We start from the raw sequence: 17773 nt of genomic DNA on the forward strand, positions 1-17773 counted from the left end.
AAACTAATCATCACAAACTAGGTTTATTCAGGTTGGGCCGGATTCGTTTTGAGTAATCAACCGGGCTATTATCATCAGATACATACTGATTAATATGAAAATACTCCCTCGCCTCGGGAAAACTTAGGTCGGTATCAATCGTACCATTTTCATATAGCATCTGATCTGAATAGCCATTGGCAATAATTCTCCAGTCTAGACTGTTTTTAGGCGGCGCAATGCTATTGAAATCAGCCCGTAAGGTCGTGAAGCAATTCTGGGTAATGGTATTATAAAATTCAGGTTGCTGATAAAGTTGATTAACTCTAGCCATAATGACTTCAAAAACCTGACGCACTTCTTGTTTACTCAATGTCGTCGGATAAAAATACACATCTTCGGGGTCGAGCTTCCGAAAATTGGTTCTCAAACGAATAATATCGCGCTCATCGGCCAGAATATAAGTCATCTCATACTGGTTAAAAAAACCGCTCACAAGCGATTGTGGCTCACCTTTTTCTAATCTTGTCTCTGCTGACACAGCCAGATAATCGCCATTACTAAAGCCAAAGCTGAGTATCGTATGCGCAAAGGTCGTTCCACCTCCCCAGTAGGACAGAAGAAAGTTTAAGCTTTCCAGGTCATCCAGGTTATAGGTTTTATCATAGTAATTTTCGCTAAAATCAAATTCAGTCCGATAATCAAAATTACGTATATTATGCACAGCAACCTGATTTCCCTGAGTAATCGCATAAGGCGATTTTGCCACACTCGGCATCCAGTCACGATCATTTGAAGCCGGCATATTCATCCAGGCTGTCGTTACAGCTATATAAGACAGAATAATTATTACTAACGCTAGATTTCGCTGTGGAACTAGAAATAGAATCAGTGGTATGGCAAAGGCAAATATTCCCGCTGCAATAGCAGCCATTTGTCCATCTGGCAAAAACGTAAAATAGAGTGCAACTGAACACCAAAGCCAGAAAACAAACAGCACGAAGTACAGAATCATATGGAACAATAAATTAAACATAACTATGTATTTCCGCAGTAAATTAGAATGATTAGTAGAGCGTGACTTTAGCCCGCTGTTTTTTTGGGTATTAGCGGGCCAAAGTAACGCCCCACCCAAACCGCTTAACTCTCTTTAGGTCGACTAAAGCGTTCCCCCATGCTTTGCATAACCGCATAAAATACCGGCGTAAAAATTAATGACATGGTCACTGCGGCAATCATACCACCGACCACAGCGGTACCAATGGCTTGCCGACTTGCTGCTCCCGCCCCACTGGCAACCACTAAGGGCAGAAAGCCTAATACTGATGAAAATGCGGTCATTAAAATGGCCCGGAAGCGTAATCTTGAGGCTTCCACGGCCGAATCAAAAATACTCACGCCTTTAGCGCGCTGCTCTGCCGCCAGTTCAACAATCAAAATCGCATTCTTACTGGCCAGGCCTATAATCAATACAATACCAATCTGGGTATAAACATTATTATCAAATTCGCGCATCATCAGTGCGGCAACTGTGCCTAATAAGGCGAGAGGAACCACCAGTAATACGGCCATAGGCAATGTCCAGCTTTCATATTGAGCGGCCAGCACCAAAAACACTAAAACAATCGCCAGAGCAAAAATGACGATTGCTTCATTACCGACTTTTTTCTCCTGATAAGACATGCCGGTCCATTCATAACCCATCGAATCCGGGAACTTGGTTTTGGCCATTTGCTCCATCAAATTCAAGGCTTCACCCGAACTAAAGCCAGGCGCGGCACTGCCGGTAATAGACGCGGCAGGATAAAGGTTGTAACGTAGAATGGTTTGCGGACCCAGGGTTTCATCGACTCTGATTAAAGTCCCTAAAGGAATCATATCGCCCTTACTATTACGCACTTCTAACTGACGTATATCTTCAGGTTTTAAGCGGAACTGCGCATCCGCCTGCACTTTCACCTGCCAGGTACGACCAAATTTATTAAAGTCATTCACATAAGCCGAGCCTAAATAGGCTTGTAAGGTACTAAATACTTCGTTTAACGGAATATCCAGAGTTTTCGCCTTAGTACGATCCACTTCAGCAAAGAGCTGTGGCACTCCGGCTCTAAAGGTTGAATTTAATCTAGCCAGACCCGATTGCGTCTGACTGTCTGCAATCATTTCAGTAGCCATGCGTTGTAATTCATCCAGACCCACATTACCCTTATCCTGAATCTGCATTTGAAAACCACCGGAAACACCTAAGCCTGGAATAGCAGGCGGTACAAAAGTAAACACAATGGCTTCTTGTATCTTGCTAAAGCTTTTATTGAGGTGTTGTAAAATTGCCTCCTGAGTTTCATTTTCCGCAGTACGCTCATCCCAGGGCTTCATAACCACAAAAATCGTTGCGGCATTAGACGAGTTAGTCCCGTCTATCATAGAAAAACCACCTAGAGACACCCAGTCTTGTAGTCCTGGTGTTGCTTCTAGAATTTCATTTATTTGCTGCAATACTTCATCAGTACGCTCTTTTGAAGCTGCATCAGGCAATTGTACGCTAGTGATCACATAACCCTGATCTTCTACAGGTAAAAAGGCCGATGGGATTTTGCTAAATTGCCAGCCACTTGCGACCGCAATACCGGCAGCAATCAACATCATTAAAAAACCGCGCCGAACGACTATTTTTAAAAAATTCGCATAGCCGTTAGAAGCCTTTGCAAAAAACCGGTCAAAGCCACGAAAAAAAGCATTTTTATCGGTAGATGCCGGGCGCAATAATAAGCTGGCCAGGGCAGGACTTAAAGTTAAGGCGTTTAAGGAGCTGAAAACTGTAGCCACAGCAATGGTAAGCGAGAATTGTCGATACATTTCTCCGGTAATACCCGGTAAAAAAGCCGTAGGGACAAATACGGCTAATAATACCAGTGTTGTAGCGACTACAGGCCCAGATACATCATTCATTGCTTGAATGGCCGCTTCTTTTGATGATAAGCCTTTTTCAATATAAGCTGCAGTCGCTTCGACCACCACTATCGAATCATCGACCACAATTCCAATAGCAAGTACCAGACCAAACAGGGTCAGCATATTCAAGGAAAACCCCATCATCGCCATCACTATAAAAGTGGCAATTAAGGAAACTGGAATAGTCACCGCTGGAATCAGTGTTGCCCGCCAGTCTTGCAAGAAAATAAATAACACGATAAAAACCAGAGCCCCTGCCTGAAATAGTGTAACAAAGACTTCATGTATAGAGGCACTGACAAATAACGTGGTGTCATAAGGAATTTTGTATTCCAGGCCTTGAGGAAAATTGGCAGCGAGCTCTTTCATCATTGCCCTGACCTGATCCGCGACATCCAGCGCATTAGCCCCGGGTAATTGATATATACTGATACTGGCAGAAGGAGAGCCGGTCATATTGGAACTGATATCATAGGTTTTCCCGCCTAAATCAACCCGCGCCACATCTTTTAAACGGGTGATATTGCCACTTTCTCCCGTTTTGATAATCATGTCTTCAAACTGGGCAATGTCAGTCAGTCGTCCCAGAACATTAATGGTATATTGAAAATTTGTGCCTGACGGTACTGGAGGTTGACCAATCTGGCCAGCAGCAACCTGTACATTCTGCTCACGCATCTCATTTAAAACATCTTGCGTGGTGATACCTCGGGATTTCAACTGCTCCGGATTTAACCAGATACGCATGCTGTAATCGCTGGGTGGGAAAATTGTCACATCCCCTACCCCTTTTATACGACTAATCTGGTCACGAATATTCAGCGTGGCATAATTACTTAAATAAAGTTCATCAAATGTTTTATCGGGCGAAATAAGTGAAACAAATAAAATAATATTAGCTGATTTCTTTTTAGTATTTACCCCTTGCCGATTAACTTCTTCAGGGAGGTTGGGGGTCGCCAGGGCAACACGGTTTTGCACCATGACCTGCGCCATATCCAGATCGGTTCCGACTTCAAATGTGACGGTTAAAGTATATGAGCCATCACCGGCACTGGTTGATGACATATACAGCATGTTTTCCACGCCATTCACTTGCTGTTCTATGGGGGCGGCAACGGTTTCAGCGACAACTTGGGCATTGGCTCCTGGATAAGTCGCTTTAACTTCTACGGTCGGCGGTGTGATATCGGGGTATTGAGCACTGGGTAAGGTCAGTACGGATACCGTTCCCGCAATCAGCAAAACAATGGAAATAACGCTGGCAAAAATCGGGCGTTCGATAAAAAATCGAGAAAACATAGTCTTATCCTGCAGTTGAGTCTGTCTGAGGGTTAACTACGCTACCAGGTCTGGCTTTTTGCAAGCCATTAATTATCACTTTATCGTTTGCTTTAATTCCCTGCTCAATAACGACCCTGCCATCAAGGCGCTGGCCTAAAGTCACGAGACGCTTCTCAACTTTATTTTCCTTATTAACCACTAATAGATATTGACCACTCTGATCGGCTGCTATAGCACGTTCACTAATTAATAAGGCATCTGGAGTTTGCCCTATCGGTAAGCGTAAACGGGTAAATAAACCAGGTAGTAAGCGAGCTGGTTTTTCTGCATTGGCAAATACACCGCGTAATTCTATGGTGCCAGTACTGGTGTTAAGTTCTGATTCGCCAAAATCTAACACGCCTTTATGAGGGTAGCCATCTTCATCAGCAAGCCCCATATCAAGCGGAATATTTAATTCATTATCAGATGTTTCGTCAGTATCGTGCCCCTCTTTTTCAGCGACTTCTTGACGCAATGTCATTAAACTTAATAAATCACGTTCATTTAAATGAAAGTAAACATACATGGGCTTATATTGAGTAACCGTGGTTAATAAAGTGGCTTCGCCTTCACCGACCAGATTGCCGATATCCACCATATTCCGACTGACACGCCCGCTGATAGGCGCGACGACTTGCGTGTACTCCAGTTGAATTTCTGCGCTATGCACTTTGGCCGCTTTTAAGCCAATAGATGCTTGCGCCACATCACGCTCAGTTTTACGGCGTAAATGGTCGGTTTTGGAAATATAATTTTTCTTGATTAACTGATCAGCACGCTCTAGCTCTGTCTGGGTTCGGCTGGCTTCTGCTTTAGCACTGACTAATTCAGCCTTGGCAGCCTCTAGCTCCGCTTCGTATGGCTCTGGGTCAATAATAAATAATAAATCTCCCTGTTCAACATGAACCCCAGGTACAAAGTGCATACTTTCTAAAATCCCCGAAACCCGTGCTCTAACTTCGGCATAACCCACTGACTGAGTTGTCCCGGTAAACTCTAAATATTCTGTGACACTTTGCTGTGTTGGCAGGCTAACGGTGACTTCTGGCGGTGGCGGGGCAATAAATTCATTTTTCGATTCACAGGCATTTAATAACAGGCCAAGCAACATAATCAAAAAAGAGCAATACCGACTGTGAACAAAACGGGTCATAATGAACTCAAATAAAGTGAACTAACAGGTAGAATAGGCTTATTAAATCACATGCTCAGGCCAAGTAGAATTTTTATTACCCAGAAACCTTATTTAACATACTGTTAAACAAGCTGTAAAGAGCAATTTGCAAGAGAAAAGCGGCTGATATGTTTTGATTGTTACGCCCCATCCCTCGTAAGTTATTACTGTAAGATACTATGCTGTTAAGCACCTCTACCTAAGAGCTGTGACCCAGGATTTTTTCTTCTGATTAAACTAAAACTTAACCTGGTTTTTTTAAACTCAGGAAAATTAATTATTATTAAGCCCGCATTAACTGATCTAGCTGGGCCATTTCTCCAAATAGCATTTGTTGGCATAAACAATACATAACTTCACTAATGGCACCTGGAAATAAATAATCAGCCATCCTTGCTGGTCTTTTTGTCCGTCATCAACACGGTAGCAATAGTTAAGTAGCCAGCTATGCGTCTATTGCTACAGCACCGATGTCAAGCAAAAATCCTGCCCAAATATTAGACGATTATTTATTTCCAGGTGCCAATATTCCATGATATTTCAATGGAATCAGTAGACCTTTTAAGGTAAAGTAAGACTTTTACTTCATATTAAAATAGACTCATGAAAAAATTTTATTCCCCTTTAGCCTTATTATTTCTAACTGTATTACTATCAGGTTGTGCTACGACCAAAGATATAGAAGTTGAAACTGCCTCTGATCCTAAAGTTAATTTAGAAGGCTATAAAACCTATGCCTGGTTAGGTTCTGCTGAAGTACTAAACGATCCAGAAGGAAAATGGCAGCCAGCAAAATTTGATATTTCTAGCGATATTAAATTTCTGATTGATAGCGAATTACGCAGTAAGAATCTAACTGAAGTAGCTGATCAGGATGCAGAAGTTGCAATAAGCTTCTTTACGGGTGTAGATATGGACGCTCAGCAATTAAAAACTGACCCTGCAACTGATGTTGAAATCCCTGAAAATGTGCCTAAAGCAGCATTAATCGTTGTGGCTCTAGATATTAAAACAGGTTATGTCATCTGGATGGGCGTTGCAACGGGCGACGTTAAAGAAGGCGCAAGCGTTAAAGAAACTAAAGCGCGTATCGCTTATGCAGTAAACAAAATGTTTAACCCACGTTTTTATGATTCATGGTTTAAATAAAACCTATAACGTAGGGTGCCGATCAACGCACCCTGATACTTTAGCCCAGCTGCAAACCAGCGGGGCTAAAGACCTAAACTCCTGATTAATGGCAGATTTACTGCATGCATTCTGCTGATAATTGACTAGCTTTTGTCTATTATTACCGACTTGCTTAATTGATCTATTTTATCGCAATAGTCCTTATATTCACTGGAGTTTGTCGGTGAATAATTCAGGTTTTTAAATAAACCCGTCAATTTGGTAAAGTAATCGCGTACTGCATCTTTATCATCGAATTGGTAAGGCATATTCACCAACGCGACAATACGATTTAAGCTTTCCTGCTGTCTTGCTAAAGGCACTGCAACATCGACAGCATCAAAGGCATCTTGCTGTAAATACACCATATCCAGAAACAATGCTTGCTGGTAGATAACAAAATCCTCCGTGGTAATCCCTTCTTCACCGGTGACCTGGATCATTTGCAAAATAGTGTCGCCTTTTTTCAATAGCTTCAATAAATCCTGCACATTATCTACCCAGGATTGTGATAGGTGCTCAGTAAACCAGGGTTGTAACTGCTCTAGATAACGTGACCAGGATAATAACGGATCCACAGCAGGGTAAAAGCGTTTATAAGCTCGATCGGCACTTAAACCTAGAAAAGTTTTCACCGTCCCTAATGTCGACTGGGTTACTGGCTCTTCAAAATTTCCTCCCGCCGGTGAGACCGTCCCGATCATCGTCAGACTACCTTCACTTTGATCCGCTGTTTTAATGACCCCGGAGCGTTCGTATATTCCTTTAATTGCGGAATCAAGATAGGCAGGAAACGCTTCTTCGCCTGGAATTTCTTCCAGGCGTCCCGATGTTTCGCGCATCGCCTGTGCCCAGCGTGAAGTAGAATCGGCAATAATCAAAACATTTAAGCCCATCTGACGATAATATTCGCCCAGAGTAATTCCGGTATAAATCGATGCTTCCCGCGCAGCAACAGGCATGGATGACGTATTACAGATTATCACTGTGCGATCCATTAAGGTTTTGCCCTTAACATCTTTGAGTTTAGGGAATTCAGTAATGGTTTCTACTACTTCTCCTGCCCGCTCACCGCAAGCTACGACGATTACGATATCTACATCTGAATTACGCGAAATTAAATTCTGTAACACCGTTTTTCCTGCTCCAAAGGGCCCGGGAATACAACCCATACCACCTTTGGCTATAGGAAAAAAGCTATCAATCAGCCTTAAGTGAGTAATGAGAGGTTCATGCGGGTACATACGCTGGACAATATTCTGTTTTAACAAAGGCTGTGGTATTGCTTTGCGCACTGGCCAGCGTTGTTTTAAAGTTAGGGTTCTCTCTTTGCCCGAAGCCAACTTTATTTTTGCTACCGGTTCATTTACGGTCACAGAACCTTCCTGTATCCAGCTGACAGTTGCTTCCCCTTGAACATCAAAAGGCAGCATAATCTTATGCGTAAATCCTCGTTCCTGTACCGTACCAATCACTGCACTGGCCTGTAATACTGTTCCTGTCTGCACAATAGGCGTAAAGGCCCATTTAGCATTACCGTCCAACGCTGGAAAATCAATTCCTTTAGGTAAAAAGTAACCAAATTCACTGGCCAACTTATCCAGCGGGTTTTGCAAGCCATCATAAACCTGGCCTAATAATCCAGGGCCTAATTCGACCGACAGCATTTCGGCGCTTTGCTCAACCAGATCACCGACTGATACACCCGCCGTGCTTTCAAACACCTGTGCATCGGCTATAGAACCATTAATACGCAAAACCTCAGCTTTTAATCGTTCCTGATGCTTAGCATCACTACGTGCGGGTAAAATATAAATAACTTCATTTTTGGTTAATGGCTGGTCACTACCCGTTAATGTTTCGATAGAAACCAGACTATCTTGAATAGATACGACTCGTGCTGTTGCCTTAATTGTGTTATTCATTTATTTCTCATCAGTCAAAAGAAAATAGCTGATATGGAATTATTCTGTCTTGTGTATAATCCTAGAAAAATCAGTTGCCCACGTTTTCTAGGATAATGCAATAAGTGCCAAATCCAGCTGTAAAATACTAAATAGCAGGTTCAAAACTACTCGGTAACAGGATGATAAAAATCGCCCAAGCCCTTTTTTACCAACAATTCAAATTGCTGCATCGCTTCCTGCTCATTACACTGCACCCATCTATTGACAATATTCCAGCGTAAAACATAGATCACCACTGCTTCAAAATCAAAGTAATGGCTATGTCCAATGCTTGCATAATATTCCCAGCTTAAATTTAATAATAATTTTTCTAACTCTACACTTTGCTCAGTTGTGAATAGCGTATTTGCCTGGTTTATCCAGGCAAAGCGATGACTTAAAGAAAAATCGTCAACTACCCAGTTTTTGCGGACAAATGGAACAACCTGACCATAACCCCAAGGCTCATTTTTTGCCGGTGCATCCATCCCCAGTTTGCGCATACGAATGGCTGCCATAATCGTACGTATTTCCATGCGCCAGGTAATGACATCGCGTAGCAAAGGCTTAGCTAATGATTGTATAACCTGTTCTGTCGCGACCGCGATAGTCTGGTCATCATTGTCTGTACTAATCCTGGCCCAGTGCAGAATGCTTTCTATGGCGCTTAACTGTTGTCTATCGGCATCATTTAATAGTGTTAAGCGGCGCTCTAGGTGTAAGCGCGAAATGGGTTTATTTTTCACATCCCATAATGACAGAGAATGGGGTGGCAAACTCGCCATTAGCATTGCATAGCCTGTCTGATTCTGGCTCACTTTACTATGCCCTGTAATAAGGTTCTAAAGCGGGGCTGTAAATGTTCTAATAACAGCACTGAAAGCGTTTCATCAGTAAAATCCACGACCATATCGTCATCTTCTAACCTGACCGACAAACCAGCGCTAACATCATCGGAAACCTTGATAGAGACACCTTTACGCAACATATCAGCGGCCAAAGCCGCCGTAAAGTGAGTTAAAGTTCCCAGTTTTAATTCTTCGGGATTGTTTTTTAACTCTTCCACACCAACCGGACTATTGGGTAAAAAGATACTCACGTTTTCTTTGTCATCCAGATCCAGTTGCTCGCGTACCTTACCCGCCAATTGCAAGATAAGGCGCTCCAGAAATGCTTCCTGATCCATTTTTTGCCCGACTACGCGCTGCACTTCCTTGCTAAAGCTGCCTAATAAGGTATCGCGTAATTTTAACAGTGCATCGCGTGTCGCTAACTTTAAAGCATCCTCACCCGCAATTCGCAAGGCATCACTTTTGCTTTTTGCCTCATTAATTAACTGCTGCGCTTCTAATTCAGCTTCTTCAACAATCCATTCAGCACGTTTCTGTGCATCCAGCACTATGCTTTCAGCTTTTTCCTGCCCTGCTTCTACGCCTTGATCTCGTAAGCGTTGAATTAGGTCTTCTACCCCCGATGAGGTGGCTTTTGAATGTTGCTCATTCATATTTGTTTATCCTTTATAAATGCAAGTGAGGCCTTTAGTTCAATGCTGTTGACTTAACAATAAACGCCTTCTCCAGAGGGAGAAGGTTGGGATGAGGGGATTATCAATGCTTGATTTTATCCTCCTCACCCTACCCTCTCCAGCAAGAGAGGGCTTAAGTCAACAGCATTGGGTCTTTAGCTCCGCTATGTAATATGGCAGGGGCTTAGCGTCCCACTTTCGATTATGTCTGGGGAATATTGCCACTAATCACAAGTGCAAAAATAAAGGCAAATACCGCGAAACCTTCAACAATAGCAGCGGGTGCGACTGATAAACCAAAAATTTCAGGTTTGGCTTTGGAAGCATGTATCGCTGAAGCACAGCACTGTCCCTGATAAATAGCACTGAACATCAGCGCCAATCCAGCCAACACACCTATCGCAAATAAGCCAGGAGCAACTTCTGCAGTCACCGGTCTATTCAGAGTAAACATCACCACAATACCGTAAATAACCTGTGATGAAGGCATTGCAGACACACCTACATATCGCCCGTAACCACTATCCGTATCCAGCATCGCACCAATCGCCGCCTGTCCTGCTACCGCACAACCCATAATACTACCAATCGCACCCAAAGCCATCGGTGCATAAAGCCCTATCCATCCTAAAACAATTACAAAATCATTCATCAATAACCCTCTTTTTTAGAAAATGCATTAAACGGATAACCTTCATCGGATACACTCCAGTTATAAAACTCAATAAAATTCAAGCGTAAGCCATGCACAACACCACTCATAATGCCCAGCATAATATTCAGTGTATGCCCTATGAGTAAAATCAATATACTGAATAATAAGCCCATCCCAGGCATGGCATGATATACCTGTGTTGCCAGATCATTAAACGTTAGCGCTAAAGAAGCACTCGCTAGGCCAAGCGCGAATAAACGCATATAACTTAAAACATCACCAAATATTTTAGTAATGCTAGTTAAACTTTTTATGCCATCAAATAAACGTAAAATAAAATCAACTGGCCCACGGATCGGCCTATCAGTACTAAATAGGATCAGGCATAAAACAGCCAGACCTATTAGGCCGAAAGCACTTTGTTCCAGCATTAACTGTTGGCTGGCGGTTCCCTGCCACAACATAAATCCGCCAATAACAAACATCGCCCAGCCTAAAGAAGCAAACCGGGTGGTCTTCTGCCGATGCTGGTAGGCCTGCACCAGATTTGCAAACGCGATATGAATCACTCCGACAAAAATCGAGATCTTCATCATGCTATCAAAATCATTCATATCTAATAATTTTAACTTGGCAGGAAAAGTGCCAACCCCAGGACTGACACCAAAATAACTACCCACCAGAACACCCCAGACAAAAGAAGCTGTTAAAGTAATTAATAGTAACTGTCTGAAACGCAAACCTTTAACGGTTAGTCCCATGGGTTTCCATTTGAGCAGCAGAAAACTCATAAACACCGCCGCATAGCCCGCATCTGAAAGAATCATTGCAAAAAATAAAGCAAAAGAAAAGAACACCACTATTGATGGGTCCCAAGCATAATAATTAGGCATCTGATAGAATTTTACAATCTCTTCTCCACCAGCAAAAGTGTTAGTATTATTTAATAAAGTCGGTGGCAATTCATCACCATCAGGATCTTCCAGCAGGTAAGCTAATTGTAGCTTTAGTGCAAATTTCTCAATCCGGGGAAGGTCCTCAACAGCAACCCAGGACTGTAAAACGAATACATCGGGTTCATCGCGTGTCAATAAATGCGCCGCCTTCAAAGCTGATTTATTCTCATACTCAGCCAAATTCAATAAAATTAACGACATCCAGCGCGTGAGATATTCCCGTTTGGCATACGCATCTTCCAGGTCTAACTCAACCTCTTCTAATTGCTTTTTCAATTCAGACAAAGAGAACTTCCCGGTGTGAGTTCTGGGAACAGGCATGGCTTTGGCGGGAGGTTCCTGTTTAGCAATCACTGCAATATAAGCATCAGTGTTGGATTGATTCACCTGCTCCCAGATCAGTTTCGATGCAATAACTTGAGGCATTAGGCGTTTAGGCACTATATAAAACCAGAGCTTATAACCTGCTATATCCCCTTCTTGCGCTAGATTAAAATCCCCCCATAAGGCAACTTGTTTAATACGGTCCAGTAAAAACTCCTGCTGCTCCAACAACTCTCTCAAGTTATTTTTTACAGCCAGCACATCCTGTACTACCGCATTAAAATCAAAGTCTTCGGCATGTCTGACTTGATGGCGGTGCTTATTACATTGCTGTAGATATTTCAAAGCGGTCAGCGCTTCGTCTATATGCTGCGCCGGTACATTTTCTGATTTTTTTAACGCGCCCTGCATAGAGATAAGGTGTGTGCCGCCCAGACTATGCAATTCATTCAACACTGCTGACTTCTCTGCAATCAAGCCACATAGTGTTAACTTTTTTAGGGTCACAATAGCCATTAGCTCGCCTCTTTCAATCTTAAGCGTTTTTGTTTGGTACTTTTCGCACGGACGACTCCGGCCCTTTCTAAATCAGAAAGATAGATACGTATTTTACGTATATCCTGTTGTGCTTTAGGGATTAGCACCTTATCGAATAAGTTAACTCTCTGGGTCACTTTTTTCAATGCTTCACTAAGCGCTGCTACGCGTTGCTCTTCAATCTGATGCTGTATTTTTAATTGCATCATGGTTTTTAACTGAACGACTAATTGGTCTACCCAGTGCGGCTCGGTAAACAGTGAATAGCTCTGCACATCCATGTTAAGTTTTTTTAAGCAGGGTAAATGCACGCCGACAACATTTTCCTCAGTCATTTCAACCTCGGTAACTTGCACTAGATTTTTCACGTGGATAGTTTTATCCGCCAGCATTGGCAACATTTCTGCAGTACGCTTATAACAGTCCTGTATTTCAAGTTCCGTTGCCGTGAACTTTAATTGCGCTTTTTTTCGTTCAGCTGCGAGTTGTTGGCGCTTTAAATCCAGAGAAGGCAAAAACTGTTTATAACGCTTCAGTTTTGCACTGATATTACTTAAGGATGCTTTACTATATGCGAGCCTCGCCATGATAGTATTACTCTTGCAAAGCTTCAGGCTGAGGAGGTTTAGCAGCCGCTTTAGGAAAGTATTTATCAATCAAAACCTGCTTCATTAATAATTCACTTTCATCAAAGCATTCTGCCAACGTTTGCCAACATAAATCCAGGGCTTCATCCAGCGGTATAGAAACATCCAGACGCATAAAGCGCTGTCTGAATAATTCACCAAATTTTATTTGCTTTTCATCAAAACTCGATAGGTCGAATGCCATCGCCTGCTTTTGCTCGGCTTCTGTGGCTCCGGAATAAAAGCGGATCATGGTATTCATGATTTGCGAATGGTCTTCCCGGGTAGAAGAACCGATTACATGCTGTTTTAAACGCGATAAAGAACCAAACGGATCAAGCATATGATCATGCAAGTAAAACTGGCCCTCGGTAATATAACCGGTATTATCCGGAACAGGATGAGTAACATCCCCACCCGGCATTGTAGTAACCGATAAGATAGTTACCGACCCCGCACCATCATAATCACAGGCTTTTTCATAACGCCGCGCTAATTGCGAATATAAATCTCCCATATAGCCCCGGTTCGCTGGAACACGCTCCATAGAAATTCCGACTTCTTTCATGGCATCAGCATAAGCTGTCATATCGGTGGCTAAAACCAGTACGCGCTTGCCCTCTTCTACCGCAAAACGTTCGGCAACAGCCAGCGCCATATCCAGAACAATTAAGCGTTCCACAATGGGGTCTGAAGCCAGATTACAGAACATCACCGTGCGCGCAAACACTCCCGCATCTTCAAACTGGGCGCGAAAATAATGGAAATCATCAAAAATCAAACCCAGCCCTGCAAACACGACGATATCGGCATCCGCCTGAATACCTATACGTGCCAGAAAGGGGTTATAAGGTTCTCCGGAAACAGAAAATATCGGAATTTTTTGACTCTCAACCAGACAATTGAAGATATCAATCATCGGCACATTTGTACGTATCATCTTGGAAGCAAGAATACGCTTAACCGGATTAACCGAAGGACCGTCTATACCCACTTTCGGATCATGCGCCAAATCCGATCCACCATCCATCGGCTCTCCCAGGCTATTAAATATCCGCCCCAGAATATCAGCCGAATAGGTCACTTTCATGGCAGTCCCTAGAAAACGTATGGAAGCTGCATTTGATACACCCTGGGTACCTGAAAATACTTGCAATGCAATTTCATCACGATCAATTTTAATAACCTGGGCGATTGAACTACTAGACTCATCCTCGACCATTGCAAGATCACCAAACCGTGTGACCGCATCAGAATTCCCTTCCGTTTCTGCAACACTAACCGTAATAATATTACCTACGATGGAAAGAATATTATGATGCCTGACCATTTGCCGAATCATACAAAACTCCTGTGGTTATTGTTAATGCCGTTTAAATAAATTTACCAGAGACATAGGGTCAGCAATACTTTCCGCCATAAGCACTCTATCCTTACCTGCACTTTTTGCTTGCTGCAATGCTTTTTCAGCACCATGAAGTAAATTAACCTTTACTTTAGCAGGTTTTAACTGGGAACTGCTAGAACTTTTATAACAGCAAATGCCAATCGAAATAGTCACACAATCTGCTGAGTCAAATTGCATTGCTTTTACTGATACCCGGATTCGCTCTGCTATCTCTTGCGCCTGAGCTTGTTGACTATTTGCCAGCAAGGCAATAAACGTTTCACCAGAATAACGCACTAAAATGTCATTATTGCGTAATTGCTCGCGAATATCCGCTGCAACAGCTATTAATACCTGATCAGCAACTTGACGCCCATAACTCTCATTAACTTCTCTAAAGTTATCAATATCCAGATAGAAACAGCATATAGGTTCGATAGACCTCTGCGCTCTGGTTATTTCTTCAGCTAAACGCTGTTCAAGGAAATAACGATTATTCATCCCGGTTAACGTATCAATCAAACTGCTACGGTTCACTGCTTCAAAGTTCAGCTGATTTTCCAGGCAGAGCCCGGTGACAGCCCCCATATGTTCAATAAAATCAGTCGCCATGGTATGTTCAAAGCGGCTTGGGTCCAGACTGCCCATACTGATAGCCCCGAGGAACTTTCCTCGGCGTACTAGAGGAATAATCGCCACACTCGCGGGCTTACGTTTATCATAGTTAAAAAAGTCAGCGCATTTTGTTGTTTTAAATGCGCCTAAATAGGGCTTTTCCGAGCGCCCAAACTTGGCCTGTAAAAGCTTATCATCAGGTAAAATGATTAAACGCGGCTTAGCATTGAAATCAAAACCATCCGCAGATAAATAATTTTCTAACTCTTCCTTTGCATCAACCAGACAAAAACCAATATAATCAAGATCAAAAAATTCCTCAGCAGTTAATACATATTCGAGCATTTCGACTAAAGTATTAAGCTTAAGTAAACCCTTCTCGAACATTTGAAAGCGTTTTAACGTGGCACTATTATCGTGCACACGCTCTAACATGCCTTCTAGTTGGCCTTGTAAGGCCATTAATCCAGTTGTTAAATCTTCTTCCAAAATATTTCTCAACAAAATAACGATAAGTCTAAGATTAGCAGTTTCAGAAAAAAACGAAAGTAATTATCCTATGACAGAGTCAATCGCCCATAAAATAGCCACGCTACGCCAGCAAATTCAAGAGCATAACTACGCATACTATACTCAAGATTCTCCCACCATTACTGATGCGGAATATGACAGACAAATTCGCTCCTTACGCGAATTAGAAGAAAAATACCCACAATATGCAGCCACCGATTCCCCCAGTCTAACGGTAGGCGGACCGATATTAAGTTCTTTCAGCAAAGTAAAGCATGAGATGGCCATGTTATCGCTGGGCAATGTGTACTCTGAACAGGAACTGGATGAGTTTATTGAGCGTATCTATAATCGCTTAAAAGATACTCAGGAACTGACCTTTTGCGTAGAACCTAAATTAGACGGTCTGGCGATCAGCTTATTATACCAACAAGGCAAACTGGTTCGGGCAGCGACACGCGGTGACGGAAGCGTAGGTGAAGATGTTACCCATAATGTCAAAACCATAAAAAACATTCCGCATACACTACAAGGAGGCGACATCCCTAAGCGACTCGAAGTGCGTGGCGAAGTCATTATGCCGATAAAAGACTTCCATGCTTTTAACCAGCAGGCAAAGAACGCTGACACCAAAGGCTTTGTAAATCCACGTAATGCTGCTGCCGGAAGCCTGCGCCAGCTGGATTCTAATATTACCGCACTAAGGCCACTTGCTTTTTATAGTTATGGTATCGGTATTATGGAGGGTGGCAAACTGGCTGGAAGCCATTATCAACGTTTGCTGCAATTAAAAGCCTGGGGCTTACCCTTAACCTCTGAAGTGAGTTTGCAAAATGGCGCAAAAGAATGTATTTCCGCCTATCATCAACTACTAGAAAAACGCGCGAACCTGGATTATGAAATAGATGGTATCGTTTATAAAGTCGATGCTATCGCGTTACAAGAGCAATTAGGCTTTGTAGCGCGCGCTCCCCGCTGGGCGACGGCACATAAATTTCCCGCACAAGAAGAGCAGACGCAATTACTTAATGTAGAATTTCAGGTCGGTAGAACCGGCGCCATTACCCCGGTTGCCATTCTTGAGCCGGTCTTTGTCGGCGGCGTAACCGTGAGTCGAGCCAGTTTACACAATGCTGATGAAATAGCACGCCTAGAACTTAAAATTGGCAATACAGTGATTATCAGGCGTGCTGCAGATGTCATTCCACAAATTGTCAAAGCATTACCCAGCGCTAAGCCGCAAAGAGACATTATTTTTCCAATCACCTGCCCAGTGTGTGATTCTGAAGTCGAACGCTTAGCAGGAGAAGCTATAGCCCGCTGTACGGGCGGCTTATATTGTGCAGCCCAGCGCAAACAAGCAATCAAATACTTTACCTCACGTAAAGCCATGAATATTGATGGATTGGGAGAAAAAGTTGTAGAACAACTAGTAGACGAACAGCTGATTAATAACCCGGCTGATTTATTTAAGCTAACAGCCGAACAACTCATTCCCTTAGAACGAATGGCTGCCAAAAAAGCAGAAAACCTACTCAATGCAATACAAAAATGCAAGCAAACCACCCTGGCTAAATTTATACTCGCACTCGGCATACGCGAAGTTGGCGAGGCTACGGCAAAGAATTTGGCGGAACATTATCTTACGCTGGATGCCTTACAAAAGGCAGAAGTAGAAGAGCTGGAACAGGTGGATGATGTCGGTGCTATCGTCGCCAGACATATCGTCACCTTTTTTCGTCAGGCACATAATCAGCAAGTCTTACAAGCACTCCTGGCAGCGGGGATACATTGGCCAGAAATTCTGGCTAAAGCAAAGCAAGAATTACCCCTGGCTGGCAAAACCTATGTATTAACCGGCACCCTAACCCAAATGGACCGTAATAAAGCCAAACAAGCGCTACAGGAGTTGGGTGCGAAAGTATCAGGGAGTGTGTCTAAAAAAACAGATTATGTTGTCGCAGGCGAAGCTGCAGGCTCGAAATTAGCGAAAGCTCAAGAGCTAGGTATTGCCATATTAACTGAAGGCGAATTATTGAACTTATTAAAGACTATTAATCAGCCTGAAAACTAAGCAGCGAGCATTCAATA

At 42.9% G+C, this 17773-nt stretch carries 13 protein-coding genes; 2 read left to right on the forward strand and 11 right to left on the reverse strand.

What is annotated here, in order from left to right:
- Positions 1–10 precede the first annotated feature (10 nt).
- The 3 genes from ACQY3F_RS09555 to ACQY3F_RS09565 form a co-directional block, all read right to left on the reverse strand.
- Positions 11–913, reverse strand: a complete 903-nt coding sequence (locus ACQY3F_RS09555; RefSeq protein WP_428354613.1) for a DUF4105 domain-containing protein — start codon at positions 911–913, stop codon at positions 11–13.
- Positions 914–1119: 206 nt separating this feature from the next.
- Positions 1120–4233, reverse strand: a complete 3114-nt coding sequence (locus tag ACQY3F_RS09560) for an efflux RND transporter permease subunit (RefSeq protein WP_428354614.1) — start codon at positions 4231–4233, stop codon at positions 1120–1122.
- A gap of 4 nt (positions 4234–4237) precedes the next feature.
- On the reverse strand, positions 4238–5410 hold the full coding sequence (locus tag ACQY3F_RS09565; RefSeq protein ID WP_428354616.1) for an efflux RND transporter periplasmic adaptor subunit: 1173 nt from the start codon (positions 5408–5410) through the stop codon (positions 4238–4240).
- 624 nt (positions 5411–6034) lie between these two features.
- On the opposite strand from ACQY3F_RS09565, the gene ACQY3F_RS09570 reads away from it, so the two are divergent.
- Positions 6035–6580, forward strand: coding sequence for a DUF4136 domain-containing protein (locus ACQY3F_RS09570; RefSeq protein WP_428354617.1), 546 nt, complete (start codon positions 6035–6037; stop codon positions 6578–6580).
- 125 nt (positions 6581–6705) lie between these two features.
- Here the strand turns inward: ACQY3F_RS09570 and ACQY3F_RS09575 are convergent, their stop codons facing one another.
- The 8 genes from ACQY3F_RS09575 to ACQY3F_RS09610 all read right to left on the reverse strand — a co-directional run bounded on the left by ACQY3F_RS09575 (position 6706) and on the right by ACQY3F_RS09610 (position 15676).
- Positions 6706–8526 (reverse strand): V-type ATP synthase subunit A, encoded by a 1821-nt coding sequence (locus ACQY3F_RS09575; protein ID WP_428354619.1) that lies wholly within the window; start codon positions 8524–8526, stop codon positions 6706–6708.
- A gap of 146 nt (positions 8527–8672) precedes the next feature.
- The gene (locus ACQY3F_RS09580) at positions 8673–9365 is read right to left on the reverse strand and encodes a DUF2764 family protein (RefSeq protein WP_428354621.1); all 693 of its coding nucleotides are present in this window, start codon (positions 9363–9365) and stop codon (positions 8673–8675) included.
- A complete protein-coding gene (locus ACQY3F_RS09585; RefSeq protein ID WP_428354622.1) occupies positions 9362–10051 on the reverse strand; it encodes a hypothetical protein in 690 nt (229 codons plus the stop codon). Before ACQY3F_RS09585 ends, ACQY3F_RS09580 begins: the two co-directional genes overlap by 4 nt.
- Before the next feature lie 223 nt (positions 10052–10274).
- Positions 10275–10724, reverse strand: a complete 450-nt coding sequence (locus ACQY3F_RS09590) for an ATP synthase subunit C (RefSeq protein WP_428354623.1) — start codon at positions 10722–10724, stop codon at positions 10275–10277.
- Positions 10724–12523, reverse strand: coding sequence for a V-type ATP synthase subunit I (locus ACQY3F_RS09595; RefSeq protein WP_428354624.1), 1800 nt, complete (start codon positions 12521–12523; stop codon positions 10724–10726). Before ACQY3F_RS09595 ends, ACQY3F_RS09590 begins: the two co-directional genes overlap by 1 nt.
- Positions 12523–13131, reverse strand: a complete 609-nt coding sequence (locus ACQY3F_RS09600; RefSeq protein ID WP_428354625.1) for a V-type ATP synthase subunit D — start codon at positions 13129–13131, stop codon at positions 12523–12525. The genes ACQY3F_RS09595 and ACQY3F_RS09600 overlap by 1 nt, the downstream gene beginning before the upstream one ends.
- 7 nt (positions 13132–13138) lie before the next feature.
- Complete coding sequence (locus ACQY3F_RS09605) at positions 13139–14512, reverse strand: V-type ATP synthase subunit B (RefSeq protein WP_428354626.1); 1374 nt, start codon at positions 14510–14512, stop codon at positions 13139–13141.
- A gap of 21 nt (positions 14513–14533) precedes the next feature.
- On the reverse strand, positions 14534–15676 hold the full coding sequence (locus tag ACQY3F_RS09610; protein WP_428354627.1) for a diguanylate cyclase domain-containing protein: 1143 nt from the start codon (positions 15674–15676) through the stop codon (positions 14534–14536).
- A gap of 55 nt (positions 15677–15731) precedes the next feature.
- Here ACQY3F_RS09610 and ligA point away from each other — a divergent pair, with 55 nt between their 5' ends.
- Positions 15732–17756 carry an NAD-dependent DNA ligase LigA gene (ligA, locus tag ACQY3F_RS09615; RefSeq protein WP_428354628.1) on the forward strand — a complete coding sequence of 675 codons (2025 nt, stop codon included), beginning with the start codon at positions 15732–15734 and terminating at the stop codon, positions 17754–17756.
- Positions 17757–17773 lie beyond the last annotated feature (17 nt).

It is taken from the genome of Methyloprofundus sp. (assembly GCF_965251085.1).
Classification (GTDB): Bacteria; Pseudomonadota; Gammaproteobacteria; order Methylococcales; family Methylomonadaceae; genus Methyloprofundus.